Consider the following 18,964-nt stretch of genomic DNA (forward strand, 5'->3'; position numbering starts at 1 on the left):
CGGATGCCGCACGTCATACGCGTCACTCGCATGCGTACGCTCCGTACCGATCTCGTCGTCGTCCAGGTAGTCCGCCACCTTCGACGCGAACATCGACTGACGACCGTAGACGTCGTCCCCGGCGCCGGTGAAGCCCTGCTCGTCACCGGAGTAGATCACCGGGTTGCCCCGCGACAGGAACATCAACTCGTGCGCCAGCCGGTCCCGCCGCAACAGTTCCGCATCCCCGGCCCCCGGATGATCGGACTTCAGGAAGAAGCCGATACGGCCCATGTCATGGCTGCCGAGAAACGTGACCTGGCTGTACGCGTTCGTCTTGTCCGTGGTGTACCGGTAGTCCTGCGCGAAGACGGTGGCCAGGTCACCGGCGGGGCCGCCTCGTGAGGCATAGTTGCGGATGGCGGACTGGAGCGGGAAGTCGAGAGTTCCGTCGAGGCGGCCCTCGGTGAGGTAGGGAGCGGTGATGGCCGGGTCGGCGGAGAACGCCTCGGCGAACAAGAAGAAGTCCTCACGGCCCTTCTTCGCGGCGTAGGCGTCGAGTGCCGTGGCCCACTGCGTCCAGAATTCCATGTTGACGTTCTTGGCGGTGTCCACGCGGAAACCGTCGACGTCGAAGTCGTCGACCCACTTCTCGTAGATCTTCTCCATGCCCTGGACGACCTCGGGCCGCTCGGTCCACAGATCGTCCAGGCCGTAGAAGTCGCCGTACAGCGCGCTCTCGCCGGCGAAGGTCGAGTCGCCGCGGTTGTGGTACATCGTCGGGTCGTTCAGCCACTCGGGAACCATCTCGCCGGTGTTCTCCGGCGTGTACGGGAAGGAGTCCCGGTCGACCTTCGACATGGCCTCGGCGTCGTCGAAGGGCCGGCCCGACGCGTCCAGGTACGGGTAGGCGCCCTTGCTCCGGTAGCCGTACTTCTTCTCCGCGTAGTCGACGGTGTCGGCGGTGTGATTGGTGATGACGTCGAAGTAGACCTTCATACCCTTGGCATGGGCCTTGGAGATGAGGTCGGTGAGATCGCGTTCCGAACCGAAGTGCGGGTCGACGCTGGTGAAGTCGGTGACGGCGTAGCCATGATAGGAGGCGGTCTTCTTGCCGCCCCGTTCCAGCACCGTCTTGTTGCGGAACACGGGCGTGAGCCAGATCGCGGTAGTGCCCAGTCCCTTGATGTAGTCGAGCCTGCGCGTGATGCCCTTGAGGTCGCCGCCCTGGTAGAAATTCTTGTCCGTCGGGTCGTAGCCCGTGCTGTAGCGGTCGCCGCTGAGGCCTCCTCGGTCGTTGGACGGGTCTGCGTTCGCGAAGCGGTCCGGCATGAGGAGGTAGAACTGTTCCCTGCTCACTGAAGGGCGTGCGGGCTGCGCTGCCAGCCATGCGTCGGGTGGGGGCGCGGGTGCCGTGGGTGCGGACGCAGCGTGCGCGGGTGCGGGCAGGGCCGTGACCAGAACAGCCGCCAGCGCCGTGGTGAGAACGGATCTTCGCAGAGAGCCGGTCACGCGTGTGTGCTCCTCGTCTGTGCGGTCGGTTGGGATCCGGGGCACGTCCGGCCGCCCGGCGCCTGCGGCGAGGCGCGGCACCGGGCGGCCGTGGGTCGTGGAGGTGCGGGTGTTCAGTCGCGCCAGGTGTCGCCGAGCACGACGGTGCCTGACGACGAGACGGTCGCGGTGCGGTTCGCGCCGCTCTCCCAGGTGACCTTGCCGTTCGCGTCCTTGCGCAGGTACTTGTACTCGAAGGAGGTCCCGGCCGGGAGGCTGACGTCGAGCTTCCAGACCGGGTAGGCGGCCGGGTCGAGCTTGAGTGCGTTGTCGGGGTTCCAGTCGCCGAGCCGGGTGTTGTCGCCGGTGACGTAGATGTTCTCGCCCCAGCTGGTCGTGGCGTTCACGCGGAACGAGGCGCCGGCGGCCGGCTCGGGGTCGGTGCTGCCGCCACCACAGGTCTTGGCACCGACGTGCAAGGCCAGCGCGGTGTTCGCCCCGAGCGTGGCCGTGAACTGGCCGGCGGAGTTCACCGTGACGCCCTTGCCGCTCTGCACGTCGCAGTAGTCACCGGCGGGCAGGGAGGTCTGGAACGTGCGGGTCAGCGATCCGCCCTCGTGGTTGATGGCGACGTACGCCTTGGATCCGCGGCCGAAGGCGATCTGGTTGTTCCCGTTGTCCCACCAGTCCGTCACGGCCTCGCCGTGGGCGGTGTTGCGCCAGGCGACCATGCTCGCGACCTCGCGCCAGGCGTGCTGGCACTTCCAGCCGTCGGTGTAGCAGGCGTTCACCTGACCGCCGTTGGGGCCGCCCGCCGCCGTGTCGGTGAAGGAGTAGCCGGAGTGCACGTCCGGAGCACCGTACGGCCAGGCCAGCGAGAAGACCTGGGCGAGCGTGTACGTGGCGCCGTCCTTGTAGGTGAGCGTCCGGCCGTTGCGTTCGGTGTCGTGGTTGGTCACGAACACGGACGCCTTGTCGCTCGGCAGGTACCCCCAGTCCTCCCCGAAGTTCTTCAGGTACGCGAGCTTCTCGCCGCTGAAGACCCGCTTGAGATCATAGGCGTACGTGAACTCCTGCGGGTCGCCGACGCCCAGGTACTCACTGGGCTGCACGGCCTCCCCCGGGGCTCCGATCGTTTCCAGCTTCATGTACGCGTTCGGGTCGGTGAGCCGCGACTTGATGTCCTTGAGATCGTCGACGGCGATGTGCTTGGCGGCGTCGACGCGGAATCCGTCGACGCCCAGGGAGAGCAGGTCGTTCAGGTACCCTGCGATGGTCTTTCGGACGTACTCCTCGCCGGTGTCGAGGTCGGGCAGACTGCCCATCTCGCAGTGCTGGACGTTCCAGCGGTCCCGGTAATCAGTGATGTCGGTGCGGCAGTCGTCCATGTCCGCGCCGGAGTAGGTGCCCGGGTAGTCGTACTTGCTGTACGTGGAGCCGCCGGTACCCGTGCCGGAGGAGTTGGCCATGTGGTTGATGACGGTGTCGGCCACGACCTTCACTCCGGCCGCGTGGCAGGTCTCGACCATGCTCTTGAACGCGGCGCGGTCACCGAGCCGGGTGGCGATCTTGTAGCTGACGGGCTGGTAGGCGGTCCACCACTGGCTGCCCTGCACCCGCTCGTTGGGCGGTGAGACCTGGACGTAGCCGTAGCCGGCGGGGCCGAGCGTGTCGGTGCACTCCTTGGCAACCGATGCGAAGTTCCACTCGAACATCACCGCGGAGACGTCCTTGTTTCCGACCGGTGCGGCCTGCGCCGGGGCCGGGACCGTGACGGCGGCAGCGGCTCCCGCCACGACGGCGAGTGCGGCAGCCACGGACTTTCTGGCCATGGTTCCTCCTGAGAGTCGAAGGGCAACGCGCCATGCCCGTGGGGTTGGTGGGGGGATGGAGTCAACCACCGCATCGATGAATCTTGCTGCAAATGGTTGCGGGCCGACCGTATGGGGAGGCGCCTTCATGGTCAACCCCTTCGACCCCACTCTCGCCAAACCGCCGCATTCAATGGGGAATTCCTCTTGCAAGGACTTACGCAAGAGTTCCGACGGTGTTACCTTCAACCACGCTTCCGGTCCGGTGCCGGTGGCCCGGTCCGCACCGGGCCACACGCGCCCGGCCCGGACCGGAGCGGTACACACCGGCCCGTTCACGGATCTAGGCGTGCGCTTGGCTCCGCGCCACCTGCGCCGTAGAGCCCCGCACCACCAGCTCGGGCTGGAAAACGTACTCCGTCCGCTGGACCGGGGTACCGCCGATCTCTTCCAGGAGCGCTCCCACCGCCGCGGTCGCCATGGCCTGTACGGGCTGGCGCACCGTGGTCAGCGGCGGATCGGTGAACGGGATCAGCGGTGAGTCGTCGAACCCGATCACCGACACGTCCCGCGGCACGTCTAGGCCTCGCTCGCGCACCGCCCGGATGACGCCGAGCGCCATCGGATCGCTGCCGCAGACGATGCCGGTGCAGCCCTGGTCGAGCAGCGCGCCGGCGGCAGCATGGCCGCCCTCGACACTGAACAGCGTGCGCTGGATCAGTCTTCCGGCCTCGTCACCGGGAGTACCGAGGAAGGAGTGCAGCGCGGCCACGAAGCCCTCCGCCTTGCGCCGGGACGGTACGAAACGGGTCGGCCCGACGGCCAGGCCGATGCGCTCGTGTCCGAGATCCACGAGGTGACGCACGGCCATTCGCGCCGCCGAGCGGTCGTCCGGGGACACGAACGGCGCGTTGACGTGTTCGTTGAACCCGTTGATGAGGACGAACGGCACCTTCCGCTCGGCGAGCCGGGCATAGCGCAACGCGTCCGCCGTGGTGTCCGCGTGCAGCCCGGAAAGGAACACGATGCCGTTGACACCGCGCTCCTCCAGCTGTTCGACCAGTTCGTCCTCGGTCGCCCCGCCCGGCATCTGGGTGCACAACACCGGGGTGTACCCGTATCCCGCGAGGACCTGCTCGATGACCTGGGCGAACGCGGGGAAGATCGGGTTGGTCAGCTCGGGGATGACCAACCCGATGAGTCCGGCGCTGCGCCGGCGCAGCCGTGTCGGCCGCTCGTAGCCGAGCACGTCGAGCGCGGCGAGGACCTTCTGCCGGGTACCGGAGGCGACGCCGGGCTTGCCGTTGAGCACCCGGCTGACGGTGGCTTCACTCACCGCCGCCTGGGCCGCGATGTCGTGGAGGCGCAGCGTGCCGGTCTCGGTTGCGCGAAGCGGCCGCAAGGCCGTCATACCTCCCACCAGACAGCCGTGTCGGCGGGCAGTTCGAACTCGTCGCCGCCTGCCCTGACCGGGCTCGATGCGAGTATTACGCGGCCGGGTGCCACGATGCGGACCGCGCTCCCCGTCGTATTGACGGTGCACGCGAAGCCGGGCCGGTCGAACCTCAGGGTTCCGGTCGGGGCGTCGTCGTGCCAGACCACGTCGGTACCGGCGCCGAGGCCCGGCTGCTCGCGGCGCACGGCGAGGGCGGTGCGGTACAGCTCGAGAGTGGAGCCGGCAACGCCGGTCTGCGCCTCGACGCTCAGCTCGCCCCAGCCCGCCGGCTGCGGCAGCCAGCTGCCGCCGGCGCCGAAACCGTACGAGGAGCCCTCGCGGGTCCAGGGGATCGGCACCCGGCAGCCGTCGCGGAAGCCGTCCTGGCCCTGGGCCCGGAAGAAGGACGGGTCCTGGCGCAGTTCGTCGGGCAGGTCGGTGACGTCGGGCAGGCCGAGTTCCTCGCCCTGGTAGATGTAGGCGGAGCCGGGCAGCGCGAGCATCAGCAGCGTCGCGGCGCGGGCACGACGCAGGCCCAGCGCGCGGTCACCGGGAGTGCGGATCTGCGTGCCGAGGCCGGGCGGGTTGGCGTATCGGGTTGCGTGCCGGGTGACGTCGTGGTTAGACAGCACCCAGGTCGCCGGGGCGCCGACGGGTCGCATGGCGTCGAGGGAGCTGTCGATGATCGCGCGGAGTTCGGCGGCGTCCCAGGGTGCGCCCAGGTACTGGAAGTTGAAGGCCTGGTGCAGTTCGTCGGGACGGACGTAGTTGGCAGTGCGCTCGACGGTCGGGGTCCATGCCTCGGCGACGAAGATCCTGTCCCGGTCGTACTCGTTGAGGATGAGGCGCCAGGCGCGGTAGATGTCGTGGACACCGTCCTGGTCGAAGAACGGCATGACGTCGGTGCCGAGCAGCTTGAGCTGGTCGCTTCCGCCGAGGTCGGGCAGGCCCTCGGCCTTGACCATGCCGTGGGCGACATCGATGCGGAAGCCGTCGACGCCCATGTCCAGCCAGAACCGCAGGATCGAGCGGAACTCGTCGGCGACGGCGGGGTGTTCCCAGTTGAGGTCGGGCTGCTCGGGCGCGAAGAGGTGCAGGTACCACTCGCCGTCCGGCAGCCGGGTCCAGGCGGGGCCACCGAAGATGGACTCCCAGTCGTTGGGCGGCAGTTCCCCGTTCTCTCCCTTGCCGGGGCGGAAGTGGTAGCGCTCCCGCAGCGGCGACCCGGGCCCCTCGGCGACCGCGCGCCTGAACCACTCGTGCTGGTCCGAGGAGTGGTTCGGCACCAGGTCGACGATGATGCGCAGGTCCAGGGCGTGGGCGTCGCGGATCAGCGCGTCGGCGTCCAGCAGAGTGCCGAACATGGGGTCGACGGCACGGTAGTCGGCGACGTCGTAGCCGCCGTCCGCCTGCGGGGAGGCGTAGAACGGGCTCAGCCAGACCGCGTCCACGCCAAGATCGCGCAGATACGGGAGGCGCTGCCTGATGCCTTCGAGATCACCGGTGCCGTCTCCGTTGCTGTCGGCGAAGCTGCGCGGGTAGACCTGGTAGATGACGGCGTCTCGCCACCAGTCCGCGGCTTCGCGGGTGGAGGTGACGCGGGCAGGTGCCATGTCGGTCGGGTACTGGCTCATGATGTCCCTTGAGACGTGAGGGGCCGGACAACGGGTCAGTGGTGCGGGCGGGTTCTCAGCCCTTGGTGCCACCGGCTGTCAGACCGGTCACCAGGTTCTTCTGAACGAGGTAGAAGACTGCGGAGATCGGGATGGCGATCAGTACGGCCGTCGCGGCCATGTACTGACGCTGCGCGTCGTGCTCACTGACGAAGCTCTGCAGGCCGACGGCGAGGGTGTACTTCTGGTCGTCGAGCATGAACGTGGTGGCGAACGCGACCTCGCTCCAGGCCGTGATCATGGTGTAGAACCCAGCGACGGCCAGGCCCGGGCGGGCCAGTGGCAGGATCAGACGGAAGAACGTGCCGAACGGCGAGAGTCCGTCGACCCGGCCGGCCTCGTCGATCTCGACGGGGATCGTGTCGAAGTAGCCCTTCATCAGCCAGGCGCAGTACGGCACCGCGGTCGTGAGATAGACCAGGATGAGCGCCGCGTAGGTGTCGATGAGGCGGAGGTCCGAGAGGATCACGTACATCGGGACCATCAGGACCGCGATGGGGAACATCTGCGTGATCAGCAGGACCCACATGAACTTCTTGTAGCCCGGGAAACGCATCCGTGAGACGGCGTATCCGCTGGTCGCCGCCACGAGTACCCCGATCACGGTGGTGCCGAGGGACACGATGAGCGTATTGCCCAGCCACTTGAGGAAGTTGGTGTGCTCGAGCACGAACGAGTAGTTGCTCAGGGTCGCGGTGTCGAGGATGCGGGAGGGGTGGAGGTAGTCGTCCTTGCCCGGGCCGAGCGAGAGGAACACCAGCCAGCCGATCGGGAACAGCGCGACGAGGCTCGCGACGACCAGCACGGCGTGCGTGGCCACCGAAACCCCGCGGCTGCGCCGGCCACGGCGCGGAGCGTTGCGCGGCACGGACGTCTCGACCGGGTCCAGGGCCGGTGAGGTGGAAAGGGTCTGGGTGCTCATGATGGTGGCTGCTCCTGCGGCGTCAGATGGCGGCTTGCACGTCGTTGCGGTTCAGCCAGCGGCGGTAGACGGAGGTGAACACGATGAGGAGGGACAGCAGCAGGACGCCGTACGTCGCGGACTGGGCGTAGTCGCGCGGAGTCTGTCCGAAGCCGAGGTAGTAGGCCCAGGTGACCAGGATCTGCGCGTCCGGCGCGGTGTTGCCGAAGAGCAGGAAGATGATCGCGAACTGGTTGAACGTCCAGATCACGCCGAGCAGCACGACCGTGGAGCTGACCGACCTGAGCCCGGGCAGGGTCACGTTGCGGAACTGCTGCCAGGCGTTCGCGCCGTCCATCTCCGCTGCTTCGTACAGCGTCGAGTCGATCGACTGCAGGCCGCCGAGGAGCGAGACCATCATGAAGGGCACACCGCACCAGGTGTTGACCATGATGGCGGCGATCTGCTGGAAGAGCGGATCCTCCAGCCAGGCCGGCGAGGGCATCCCGAGCGCGTCGAGCGTCGTGTTGACGACGCCGGCATCGGCGAGCATGAAGCGCCAGGCGAAGACGGTGACGAACGTCGGCACGGCCCACGGCAGGATGAGCATCATCCGGTAGGCGGTGCGGCCGCGCAGCCCCTTCTGGTTGAGCAGCAGGGCCAGGCCGAGACCGAGACCGTAGTGCAGCGCGACGCAGGCGGCCGTCCAGACGATGGTCCAGATGAAGTGGGACCAGAAGCGGTCGTACGCCGTCGGTCCCCACAGGATGTCGGCGTAGTTGTCGAGGCCGATGAACTTGTAGGTGGCGTCGATGTGGTTGACGCCGATGGTGCGGGCGGAGTTGAGGCTCGTGGCGTCCGTCAGCGTCAGATAGAAGCCCCGGACCAGCGGATACAGCACGATGACGGCGAGCACGACAACGACCGGGGCGATCATCGCGTAGGCGTACCAGTGCTTCTGGTAGCCGCTCTTGAGACGGGTGATGAGGCCCGGACGCCGGCCGCGGTCGTCACCACTGGGTGCGGCCGGGCGCTCCACGGCGACAGTCATGAGGAAACACCTTCTGGTCTGGGGCGGGTGTAACGGGTGCCGCGGCCCGCCACGCGGGGCGGGCTGTTGGGGCGGGGCCGCGGCACCTGATCGGGGAGCGCTCGATCAGCGCGTCACTTGCTGAAGCCGTCGGGCAGGAGCTTGCCGTACTGGACCTCGACGGAGGACAGGACTGCGTCGAGGCTCTCCTTGCCACTGGCCGCCTTGGGCAGCTCCTGGTCGAGCGGCCCCCACAGCGAGCTGTACTCGGGCAGCTCGGGCCGCGGCTGGGCGGCGGAGAGCACCTTCTGGAATCCGGCGAGGCCGGGGTCGGCGGTCACCTTCTCGGTGTACGCGTCCGACCGCGTGGGCAGCGTCGAGTTCTTCAGGGCGATCTGCTCCTGCGTCTTCGCGGAGGTCATCCACTTGACGAACTGCAGGGCCGCGTCCTGGTGGGCCTTGTCGGATCCGGCGTAGACGGACAGGTTGTGGCCGCCCGTCGGAGCGGCCGCCTTGCCGGTGGAACCGGCCGGGACGGTGGCGACACCGAGGTTGTTCTTGTCCTTGAACGCGGTGCCCTTGTAGAAGTTCGTGATCTCCCAGGGACCCTCGATGGTCATGGCGACCTTGCCGTTGACGAACGCGTCCTGGCGGTGCGCGTACGAGTCGGCCGTGACGTCCGCCTTGTGCAGGCCCTTGCCGTTGAACAGGCTCAGCCAGGTCTCGGCCGCCTTCTGTCCCTTGGCGGAGTTCACCGTGATCTTCTTGGCCTCGGCGTCGACCGTGTCGGTGCCCTCGCCCAGGAGGAACGGCTCGAGGTAGTAGCCCTTCTCGGAACCGAAGAACCCGTCGACGCCGGTCTTGTCCTTGATGGTGGCGGCGGCCTTCTTCAGCTCGTCCCAGGTCTTGGGCGCCTCGCTGATGCCCGCCTTCTCGAAGAGCTCCTTGTTGTACACGAGCGCGAGCGTGTCGGTGAGCAGCGGAACACCGTACGTCTTGCCCTCGTACTGGGCCTGCTTCATCAGGTTCGGCTGGAACTTGTCCTGCTCGTCGAGCGCCACGGTGCCGTCGAGCGGCAGCAGGTAGCTCTTCTTCGCGAAGGCCGGGGTCCAGCCGACCTCGGCACGAATCACGTCGGGTGCGCCGCTGGCGCCGGCCGCCGTGTCGAACTTGTTCTGGGCCTGGTCGAAGGGGACGTTGACGTATTTGACCTTGACGTCCGGGTTGGCCTTCTCGAAGTCCTTGATCAGGGCCTTGTACGTGGGCGCCTCGTTGGTGGCGTTCGACGTGTCCCACCATGTGATGGTCACGGGGCCGGAGGCCTTGCCCCCGTCATCGCTTCCGCCGCAGGCCGTCGCCGCGAGTGCGAGGGACGCCACCACCGCGGTGGTCACTATGCCACGCCGCATGAGATCTCCTAGAGGGTGAAGGCCCGTGAGTGGGCGAGGAACGGTCCCGTCCGTACCTCTGGCCGACTTGCCGACTGAGCCGTCGCGGCCACCGGGCGACGTGAACGTAACAGTGGAGAAAGACTGGCGAAAGACGTTGCGCGAATTTTCTGCAAGAACTGCCCATCGTTACTTCTTCGTATCCCATCAGTTGCTGACGGAATACTTGACGTCCCGCGCATCCTTGGCATGCGGTGACGCGAATCACCGCAAAACAGACGATGATGGGCCCGGTCCGCCCAACAGCTTCTCTCTTCGCGCCGCACGGGGCTGCAAGCTATTCCGCAAGGACACCGGCTACACCATCACGGTGGCCGTCCGGTGCTGGTGGGCTTTCCCCCTGGTAACGGGTAGAGTCCCTGTCCATGACCGCGCGGCTCTCCGACATCGCAGCCCAGGCGGGAGTCAGTGAAGCCACCGTCAGCCGCGTGCTCAACGGCAAGCCAGGAGTGGCCACCGGCACCCGCGAGTCCGTCATGGCGGCACTCGACGTACTCGGGTACGAGCGACCGCCGCGGTTGCGCACCCGAAGCGCCGGCCTGGTGGGCCTGATCACCCCCGAGCTGGACAATCCCATTTTCCCCGCGCTCGCCCAGGTCATCGGCCAGGCGCTCACGCGCCAGGGATACACGCCGGTCCTCGCCACCCAGACTCCGGGCGGCTCGACCGAGGACGAACTCACCGAGATGCTGGTGGAACGCAGCGTTTCCGGCATCATCTATGTCTCCGGGCTGCACGCCGACACCACAGCCGACACCCAGAGGTACGACCAACTCCGCGGTCAGGGCATACCGTTCGTGCTCGTCAACGGGTTCTCGGCGCACATCGAGGCCCCTTTCGTATCCACCGACGACCATGCCGCGACGCGCCTGGCCGTGCAGCACCTCGCCTCGCTCGGCCACACGCGGATCGGCCTCGCCGTCGGCCCGCGCCGATTCGTCCCGGTGCAACGCAAGATCGCGGGCTTCCTGGCCGGGATGTCCGGGTATCTGGGCCTGAGTGAGGAACAGGGCGAGGAGCTTGTGCAGCACTCCCTCTTCACCATGGAGGGCGGCCAGGCAGCGGGTACCGCGCTCCTTGCGCAAGGTTGCACCGCCATCGTCTGCGCCAGCGACATGATGGCGCTGGGCGCCATCCGAGCCGCCCGCCAAGCCGGCTGCCGGGTCCCCCAGGACGTCTCCGTGGTCGGCTTCGACGATTCTCCGCTGATCGCTTTCACCGACCCGCCCCTCACCACCATCCGTCAGCCGGTGCACGCCATGGGCCAGGCCGCCGTCCGCGCGGTTCTCGAGGAGATCGGCGGAACCCCCGCGCCCCACACCGAGTTCATGTTCATGCCCGAGCTCGTGGTACGCGGCTCGACCACCGCGGCGCCCATCACCCGCCCCCGCTGATCCTTCCCGGGGAACCGGTCAGGCTGCCTCGTACAGCGGTCGCCACCAGTGCGGGTGCTCGCGGTACCAGGCCACGGTCCGCGTGAGCGCCCGCTCGAAGTCGCCGGACGGTCGGTAGCCGAGTTCCTGGGTGATACGCGTGTGGTCCACCGCGTAGCGGCGGTCGTGCCCCTTGCGGTCCTCCACGTGCTCAATGCGGTCGGGGCCCGCACCGCACAGTTCGAGCAGCCGGTGGGTCAGGTCGAGGTTGGTCAGTGAGGTACCGCCACCGATGTTGTAGACGCGACCGGCGCGGCCCGCCGTGCGGACGAGTTCGATGCCCCGCACGTGGTCGTCGACCGACAGCCAGTCCCGCACCTGCAGCCCGTCCCCGTAGACCGGGACCTTACCGCCGCTGAACAGCGCCGCCACAAAGCGCGGGATCAGCTTCTCGGGATGCTGGTAGGCACCGAAGTTGTTCGAACAGCGTGTCACCCGGACGTCCAGGCCGTGCGTGCGGTGATGAGCCAGTGCCACGTGGTCGGCGGCGGCCTTGGACGCCGCGTAGGGCGAGTTGGGGCTCAGCGGGGAGTCCTCCGTGGCGGCGCCGGCCGGCAGGTCGCCGTACACCTCGTCGGTGGAGACCTGGACGAAGGTGCGGGTGCCCTGTCGGAGCACGGCGTCGAGGAGAGTCTGGGTGCCCATGACGTTGGTGCGGGTGAAGGCCGCGCCGGAGGCGATCGACCGGTCGACGTGGGACTCGGCCGCGAAGTGCACGATGTCCTCGTGTTGAGCGGCGAGCCGCTCCACCGAACGGGCATCCAGCACGTCGCCGTGTACGAAGGACAGCCGAGGGTCGCCGGTGACGGATTCCAGGCGGGTGAGGCTGCCGGCGTACGTGAGGGCGTCGAGCACGGTCACCTCGATGCCCGGTGGCCCGGCCGGCCCCAGCAGGGCACGAACGTATGCGGAGCCGATGAAGCCGGCTCCGCCGGTGACGAGGATGCGTCGGGTCATGAGGTCGTGTGCACCTTGTCCTTGGAGTGGTCGTCGACGGTGGCGGGGCGCATCGGTGCGTTCCGGCCGGCAGGCTGTCACGAAGTGAGGTGGACCCTGCTGTCGTCCCCGATGACGAGCCTGTGCGAGCGCGACAGCCGCGGGGACGCCACGACGACCGCGCCGCGGCCTATGAGGGAGTCCTCGATGCGTGGGGCGCCCGCGATCCGTGCCCCGGGCAGCAGCACCGAGTGGGCGATCGCGCTGTCCTCGATGCGGCAGTCCTCACCGACCGCGGTATAGGGCCCGATCATGGAGTCGGTGACCACTGTTCCGGCGCCGATGATCGCCGGACCTGTGATCCGTGAGCCCCGCACCACGGCTCCCTCGGCGACGAGGACCCGTCCGCGTACCGTGCTCTCGGCGTCGACCTTGCCCTCGATGCCTCCGGTCACGGTGTCCAGGACGTGCCGGTTGACCTCCAGCATGTCGTCGACGCTGCCGGTGTCCCGCCAGGGCGCCGCCGTGGTCTCCGCGCGCACCGGGAGCCCCTGGTCGATCATCCACTGGACGGCATGGGTGATCTCCAGTTCCCCGCGGGCGGAGGGGGAGATGGACCGGACCGCCTCGTGCACGGCGGCGGTGAAGGCGTAGACGCCCACGAGGGCCAGATCGCTGCGCGGGTGTTCGGGCTTCTCCTCCAGCCGCAGCACCCTGCCTTCGTCACCTCCCTCGACTTCGGCCACACCGAAGGCGGTCGGGTCGGCGACCCGCGTCAACAGCAGCCGGGCCGCCGCCCGTTCGGTCCGGGCTCGCCGCAGGAAACCGGTGACCCCTTCGGGCAGGTAGTTGTCGCCGAGGTAGAGGAGGAAGTCGTCGTCACCCAGGAAGTCGCGGGCGATCCGCACCGCATGGGCGAGGCCCAGGGGGCGGTGCTGGCGCAGGTAGGTGACCCGCAGGCCGAAGGCCGAGCCGTCTCCGACCACCCGGCGGATCTCCCTCTCGTGGGAGCCGACGACGATGCCCGTCTCGGCGATTCCGGCGGCCGCCAGCGCGTCGAGCGCGTAGGAGAGAACCGGCCGGTTGGCTATCGGCATCAGCTGCTTGGCACCGGTGTGGGTGAAGGGACGCAGTCTGCTACCCGTCCCGCCTGCCAGGAGCAGGGCCTTCACACGGACCTCCGGCGGGGCGGTTCTTGCGGTGAGTGCGGTCGCACTGACTCCTCCTCGGTCCAGCTCGGTGAGCGGGCGCGTTTCGACTCAAGCAGAGTTCGCAACACCCTGCAAGGCGCTTCTGAAATTTTCAGAAACTACTTGCTGAGATCGTCGCCACGGTGTTTCACTCGGAGTCCTCACCAACCAAAACCCTTGCTCCACAGCTCAGTTCACACCGTAGGGAGCCGCCGTGAGGCACCAGCACCACCAGCTCGACCAGTTGGAGCGGGAGGAGTTGCGCCTGGCACCCGGAGCCTCCGAGGAGGCGACCGCGGGACGACGGGTCTTCGCCGAAGGACGCGGCCCCGTACTGACCGACCTGGACGGCAACCAGTACCTCGACTTCGCCGCCGGCACCCTCACGCAGTCCCTCGGGCACACCCATCCCGAGGTGGTCGAGGCGCTCACCGCCCAGGCACACCGGCTGTGGAACGTGCACGACACCGCCACGCCCGACCGGGCGCGGCTCCTCGACACCCTGGCCCGGCTGCTTCCCGAACACCTCGACACATACGCGCTGTTCTCCACCGGTGCCGAGGTGGTCGAGGCCGCCCTGCGCGTCGTACAGGCGACCGCGCCGCCGGGACGCAACCGGATCGGCGCGCTGCGGCACGGCTTCCACGGCAAAACGCTGGGGGCACGGATGCTCGTGCACTGGGACATCGGTCACCAGTCGTTCGCGGGCAACAGCGTGCTCGGCTACGCGCCCTACTGCTACCGGTGTCCGCTGGGCCTGGAGTACCCGTCCTGCGGTGTGCGCTGCGCGTCGCTGGTACGCCGGCACATCACCGACAAGCCCAGCACGTCGGCCCTGGTCTTCGAGCCGGTGCTCGGCGCGGCCGGCGTCATCGTGCCGCCGGCCGGCTACTGGGACCAGATCGCCGACGCCTGCCGGGCAAGCGGTGTGCTGCTCGTCGCCGACGAGGTGCTCACGGGCGGCGGTCGCACCGGCGCCTTCCTGGCCAGTGACCGAGTCGGGGTGGAGCCGGATCTGGTGGCCATGTCGAAGGGCATGGCGAACGGCTTCCCCTTCGCCGTGCTCGCGGGCCGCCACGACCTGCTGCACGATCCCGCCGCGGCGACACCGGGTGCGTACGCCTCCACCTATGCGAGCAACCCGCTCGGGATAGCGGCCGCACGCGCGACCCTGGAGGTCATCGAGCGGGACCGCCTGATCGAACAGGTGGACCGTCTCGGCGAGGTGCTCGGTGACCGGCTCCGAGCACTGCACGACCGGTTCGAGAACCTCGGGGAGGTGCGCGGGCTCGGGCTGCTGTGGGGCCTGGAGTTCGTGACCGACCGGGCCAGCCGCACCCCCTCCCCCGCACTCGCCCGCTCCGTGTACACGACCGCGCTGGATCTGGGGCTGCGGGTCGCGCTCGGCGGGCACGTGCTGCGCATCGCACCGCCCTTCACGATCGACGAGGCGCTGGTGGACGAGGGTGTCGGACTGCTCGCGAAGGCGATCGAACAGGCGGTGGACGCGTGATCGTCGCACACGAACTGGTCAAGGAGTTCAAGATCCCGGAGCGGCGGCCGGGCCTGGCGGGCTCGCTCGCCACCCTCTTCACCCGCAGACACCGGGTGGTACGCGCCGTGGACGGCGTCTCCTTCGAGATCCCGGCCGGCTCACGCACCGCCTACATCGGCGCGAACGGCGCCGGCAAGTCCACCACCATCAAGATGCTCACCGGCATCACGACCCCCACGGCGGGGTACTGCCGGGTGCGCGGCATAGAGCCGTATCGCCACCGGCAGCGCAACGCCCGGTCCATCGGGGTCGTCTTCGGGCAGCGCAGCCAGCTGTGGTGGGACCTGTCCGTGCCGGACTCGTTCCGCATCCTGCGGCGGATCTACGACATCCCGGACCCCGTCTACCGGCGCAACCTGGCCCTGTACCGCGACCTCCTCGACATCGACGCGCTCGGGACCACACCGGTGCGGCAGCTGAGCCTCGGACAGCGCATGCGCGCGGAGATCGCGGCGAGCCTGCTGCACGACCCGGCGGTGGTGTTCTGGGACGAACCCACGATCGGCCTCGACATGGTACTCAAGGAGGCCGTGCGCGAGCTGGTCAACCACGCTCACCGCGAGCTGGGCACGACCGTCGTACTGACCAGTCACGACATCGCCGACATCGCGGCCATCTGCGACAGCGCCCTGGTGGTGGACCGGGGCCGGGTGGTGCATCAGGGAAGCATCCAGGACCTGTTGCGCTCGGCCGACCGGCGTGCCGTCCTCTTCGACCACCGCGACCCGATCGCGCCGGACGCCGCTTGCGCGATCGTGGAGCAGGGACTGCCCGGGGTGCGGGCCACGGTGGTCGACGGCGGCCGCGTCCACGTCGACTACCCCGCGACGGAGTTCACCTCCCGCCGCGTACTCGCCTTCCTCCTGGAACGCTTCGACCTGGCCGACTGCTACGCGCCCGAGCCCGACCTCGAGGACGTGCTGCGCCAGATTTACGGGCAGCGACGTGACGCGGCCCTCCGTGAGGTGGACGCCGCGTGAAGCCACCCACGATGCGCGCGGTGCGGGCCTACCTCCCGTTCGCGACAGGAGGGCTGCAGTCACTCCTGCAGTACCGCTCGATGTTCGTGATCACCGGCATGACCGCGGCCGCGGGCGCGGCCGTCACCGTGTTCCTGTGGCGCGCCGTCTACGCGGACACTCCGGCGGACGGTGGGCCGGGCGGCTTCACCCTCACGGGCATCACCACCTACCTCTTGGTCGCGCAGGTGCTCCAGGTACTGCACACCAACCGGGTGGACGACGAGGTCGCCGCCGAGGTCTACCGCGGGGACGTGGCCGTGATGCTGGTGCGCCCGGTCAGCTATCCGCTGGTGCGGTTCTTCGCCAGCCTGCCGGTCGTCGCGGCGAACGCGGTGCTCGTCGCGGTGCCGGTCCTGGTCCTCTTCGCCCTCCTGGTACCTCTCACGGTGCCGCGTCCAGGCGACGTGGCCCTGTTCGCGCTGTCCACCGTGTTCTCGGTGCTCATCGCGTTCTGCGTCAACCTGCTCACCGGCATGACCGGCTTCGTCACCACGAACACCTGGGGCGTCCGCATGGTCAAGCAGAGTGTGGTCGCCTTCTTCGCCGGGCAGTTGGTGCCGATCGCGCTGATGCCGCAGCCACTGGCGGCCCTCGCCCGTTGGCTGCCGTTCCGGGGCATGGTCGACGGCCCGCTGACGCTGCTCCTGGGCCGCTACGACGGCGCCGCCGGGGCACTGCAGGTCCTGGTGCAGCAGGTGGGCTGGGTCCTGGGGCTCGGGGCCGTGTGTGCCGTGCTGTGGCGGGCGGCACTCGGCCGGCTGGAGGTGCTCGGCGGATGAGCGCATGGAGCACGGCGGCGCGGTACGCGCGTCTGTCCTGGTTCCTGGGCGGTGTCGGTCTGCACCGGCTCACCGCCTACCGGTTGGACTTCCTGCTCGGTGCCGGCGCGTTCCTGGTCCGGGTCGGGGTGCAGACGGCCGTGGTCGGCCTGGTGTTCCGGCAGGTGCCGGTGGTGGGCGGCTGGTCGTACCACGAGGTGGTGTTCCTGCTGGGCTTCTCCCTGCTGCCGCGGGGCCTCGACCATCTCTTCACCGACCAGCTGTGGGAGCTGAGCCGCAAGCTGGTGCAGCGCGGTGAGTTCTACCGGCACCTGGTGCGGCCGGTCAGCCCGCTGTTCTCACTGCTTTCCGAGCGGTTCCTGCACCCGGACGGGTTCGGCGAACTGATCGTCGGCGCGGCCCTCGTGGGCTGGTCCGGATCTCATCTCGACCTGGACCTGACCGCCACCCAGTGGGCACTGGCCCCGCTGTTCGTCCTGTGCGGGGCGCTGATCCACTCGGCGGTGAAGCTCCTGTTCGCCTCGCTGTCCTTCTGGACGGTCACCAGCCTGCCCGCCATGTACGCGGCCAACCAGGTCTCCGAGTTCACCTCCTACCCGCTGGACATCTACCACCCGACCCTGCGAGCCCTGCTGACCTGGGTGCTGCCCTTCGCCTTCACCTCATACGTGCCCTGCACCTATCTGCTGACCGGCGACACCGGGCTGGTGGTGTGGCTGCCAGTGGTGACGGCGGGAGCGGTCGCGCTCGCACTCGCGGTGTGGCGGCGAGGTCTGACCATCCACGACACGACCGGGAGTTGAGAGCACATGCACGGTGCCGAAGCGGATGCGGGCCTGGACGGGCTGCTGCGCGCCGCCCCCTGGATGCCCGAGGACGCGCGCGCCGCCGAGCGTTTCGAGCGGATCGATCACGCGGTACTCGGCGGGGCGGCGTTGCTCCTGATCGTGGCGGCCGTCGGCGGTCCCGCGTCAGGTCGCCGGTTCTTCGTACCGGTGCGCGGAACCGACGGCGGCGGCTTCCAAGCGGCGCACGGCAGCGAGGCATTCGACGTCGCCGCGGTGACCCGTACGCTGACCGGCGGAAAGCTGCCTACAGCGCGAGGCGGGTCCGTCGAGTTCCGGGGACCCGGGCGCGGTCCGATCGGGGTGCGGCGCCTGCCGTTCGAGCAGGGCTGGTCCTCCAACGCGCTGTCGCTGGTGGACGTGTCGGGCACGGCCTGCATCCACAAGACGTACCGCCGTCTGGACGAGACCATCCACGAGCCGGAGCTGCTGCGCCGCATGAACGGCACCGGCCGCACCCCTCAGTGGGTGGGCGACTACACGTACGTGGCGCCGGACGGCACGTCCCGCACTCCGCTCGGCGTGATCTACCAGTACGTCCAGGGCGAGGGCATCGACGTCCCGCTGCGCGGGAACCTCCGCTCGATGTGGCCGCGGCTCTCGGGCACCACGTCCGTCGAGGAGGTCGTCCGCTCCCACCTGGGGCCGCTGGAAGAACGGTTGCGCCGGGCCTGCGAGTTCCTGGGCGACTTCCACCGGGACCTGGCACACCGGCTGGGCGGCGCCGCCGAGTATCCCGTGCGCGAGGCCCTGGACGACGCGGTGGACCGCGCCGACCGTCTCGCCCGGCACGGCACCGGACTGGCACTGCCGAAGCCCGCGCACGAGGCCGCCTTCGACGCCCTGCACACAGAACTCGCCGCGCTCGCGGCGGAGTTCGACGACGGGAACATTCCCGCATCCGGACCCTGCCACGGTGACCTGCACCTCTCCCATCTGCTGTGCGCGGCCGACGGCGACACGAGGGCCGGAACCGGCTGGCGCATGACGGTGCTCGACCTGTCCACGCCGGCGCTCGGCCCCGACGACCCGGACTGGCCCCGGCAGTCGCCTCTGCAGGACCTGGTCGCTCTCGAGCGCGCTCTGGAGTACTTCGCGGCCGACGAGGCGGCGTTCGAGGCCGCGCGACGACTCGGCGTGGACTCGCTGGAGACGATGCTCGGCTCTCTGGACGGTGCTCCGCACTGGCCCGAAGCCCGGCGGGCGATGCTGCGGCAGGTGTTCGCGGCGGCCGACGCGTGGCGGCGGCACGTGACACGACTGCTGCTCGGTTCCGCCTCCGACCACCCGCTGCGCCGCCTGCTGTACGTCCGCAGGCTGCTGCACGAGCTCACCTACAACCAGGCCCATGCCCGCCCCTACCACGCGGCGATCGACCTGCGTCACGCCCGCGCGCTCGCGCCGGCCGCCGCGTTCGCGAGGAAGTGACCGAGCTT

15 protein-coding genes are annotated in these 18,964 nt (G+C 69.0%); 6 read left to right on the plus strand and 9 right to left on the minus strand.

Going from position 1 to position 18,964, the window contains the following annotated elements; translation table 11 throughout:
* The 7 genes from AB0E77_RS32290 to AB0E77_RS32320 form a co-directional block, all read right to left on the minus strand.
* Positions 1 to 1,440: alpha-amylase family glycosyl hydrolase (locus tag AB0E77_RS32290; protein WP_361578002.1), on the minus strand; the 1,440-nt coding region annotated here is incomplete at its 3' end.
* A 164-nt stretch (positions 1,441 to 1,604) separates the two neighbouring features.
* Positions 1,605 to 3,302, minus strand: coding sequence for a carbohydrate-binding module family 20 domain-containing protein (locus tag AB0E77_RS32295; RefSeq protein WP_361577984.1), 1,698 nt, complete (start codon positions 3,300 to 3,302; stop codon positions 1,605 to 1,607).
* Positions 3,303 to 3,624: 322 nt separating this feature from the next.
* Positions 3,625 to 4,692 (minus strand): LacI family DNA-binding transcriptional regulator, encoded by a 1,068-nt coding sequence (locus tag AB0E77_RS32300; RefSeq protein WP_007388230.1) that lies wholly within the window; start codon positions 4,690 to 4,692, stop codon positions 3,625 to 3,627.
* Entirely contained in the window at positions 4,689 to 6,329 is a 1,641-nt protein-coding gene (locus AB0E77_RS32305) for an alpha-amylase family glycosyl hydrolase (protein ID WP_361578005.1), read from the minus strand. Before AB0E77_RS32305 ends, AB0E77_RS32300 begins: the two co-directional genes overlap by 4 nt.
* 76 nt (positions 6,330 to 6,405) lie before the next feature.
* Complete coding sequence (locus AB0E77_RS32310) at positions 6,406 to 7,311, minus strand: ABC transporter permease subunit (RefSeq protein ID WP_007388232.1); 906 nt, start codon at positions 7,309 to 7,311, stop codon at positions 6,406 to 6,408.
* Between the two features lie 22 nt (positions 7,312 to 7,333).
* Complete coding sequence (locus AB0E77_RS32315; protein ID WP_007388233.1) at positions 7,334 to 8,341, minus strand: sugar ABC transporter permease; 1,008 nt, start codon at positions 8,339 to 8,341, stop codon at positions 7,334 to 7,336.
* 113 nt (positions 8,342 to 8,454) lie between these two features.
* Positions 8,455 to 9,729, minus strand: coding sequence for an extracellular solute-binding protein (locus AB0E77_RS32320; protein WP_087788914.1), 1,275 nt, complete (start codon positions 9,727 to 9,729; stop codon positions 8,455 to 8,457).
* Between the two features lie 404 nt (positions 9,730 to 10,133).
* On the opposite strand from AB0E77_RS32320, the gene AB0E77_RS32325 reads away from it, so the two are divergent.
* The gene (locus AB0E77_RS32325) at positions 10,134 to 11,162 is read left to right on the plus strand and encodes a LacI family DNA-binding transcriptional regulator (RefSeq protein WP_007388257.1); all 1,029 of its coding nucleotides are present in this window, start codon (positions 10,134 to 10,136) and stop codon (positions 11,160 to 11,162) included.
* Between the two features lie 18 nt (positions 11,163 to 11,180).
* On the opposite strand, the gene rfbB is transcribed toward AB0E77_RS32325, so the two are convergent.
* Positions 11,181 to 12,158: a dTDP-glucose 4,6-dehydratase gene (gene rfbB, locus AB0E77_RS32330; RefSeq protein WP_007388235.1), complete on the minus strand. Its 978-nt coding sequence runs from the start codon at positions 12,156 to 12,158 to the stop codon at positions 11,181 to 11,183.
* Positions 12,159 to 12,235: 77 nt separating this feature from the next.
* The gene (locus AB0E77_RS32335; RefSeq protein WP_108988837.1) at positions 12,236 to 13,309 is read right to left on the minus strand and encodes a glucose-1-phosphate thymidylyltransferase; all 1,074 of its coding nucleotides are present in this window, start codon (positions 13,307 to 13,309) and stop codon (positions 12,236 to 12,238) included.
* Positions 13,310 to 13,541: 232 nt separating this feature from the next.
* Between AB0E77_RS32335 and AB0E77_RS32340 the strand changes: the two genes are divergently transcribed.
* From AB0E77_RS32340 to AB0E77_RS32360, 5 genes are read left to right on the plus strand one after another with little or no spacing between them, the layout of a single operon-like run.
* Positions 13,542 to 14,840, plus strand: coding sequence for an aminotransferase class III-fold pyridoxal phosphate-dependent enzyme (locus AB0E77_RS32340; RefSeq protein WP_007388258.1), 1,299 nt, complete (start codon positions 13,542 to 13,544; stop codon positions 14,838 to 14,840).
* A complete protein-coding gene (locus tag AB0E77_RS32345) occupies positions 14,837 to 15,862 on the plus strand; it encodes an ATP-binding cassette domain-containing protein (protein ID WP_108988839.1) in 1,026 nt (341 codons plus the stop codon). Before AB0E77_RS32340 ends, AB0E77_RS32345 begins: the two co-directional genes overlap by 4 nt.
* The gene (locus tag AB0E77_RS32350) at positions 15,859 to 16,683 is read left to right on the plus strand and encodes an ABC-2 family transporter protein (protein WP_087788919.1); all 825 of its coding nucleotides are present in this window, start codon (positions 15,859 to 15,861) and stop codon (positions 16,681 to 16,683) included. The genes AB0E77_RS32345 and AB0E77_RS32350 overlap by 4 nt, the downstream gene beginning before the upstream one ends.
* Positions 16,680 to 17,486, plus strand: coding sequence for an ABC-2 family transporter protein (locus tag AB0E77_RS32355; protein ID WP_087788920.1), 807 nt, complete (start codon positions 16,680 to 16,682; stop codon positions 17,484 to 17,486). The genes AB0E77_RS32350 and AB0E77_RS32355 overlap by 4 nt, the downstream gene beginning before the upstream one ends.
* A 6-nt stretch (positions 17,487 to 17,492) precedes the next feature.
* Complete coding sequence (locus AB0E77_RS32360) at positions 17,493 to 18,956, plus strand: hypothetical protein (RefSeq protein WP_108988840.1); 1,464 nt, start codon at positions 17,493 to 17,495, stop codon at positions 18,954 to 18,956.
* Positions 18,957 to 18,964: the final 8 nt, after the last annotated feature.

Origin of the sequence: Streptomyces sp. NPDC032940 (assembly GCF_040636935.1) — a bacterium.
Taxonomy (GTDB): domain Bacteria; phylum Actinomycetota; class Actinomycetes; order Streptomycetales; family Streptomycetaceae; genus Streptomyces.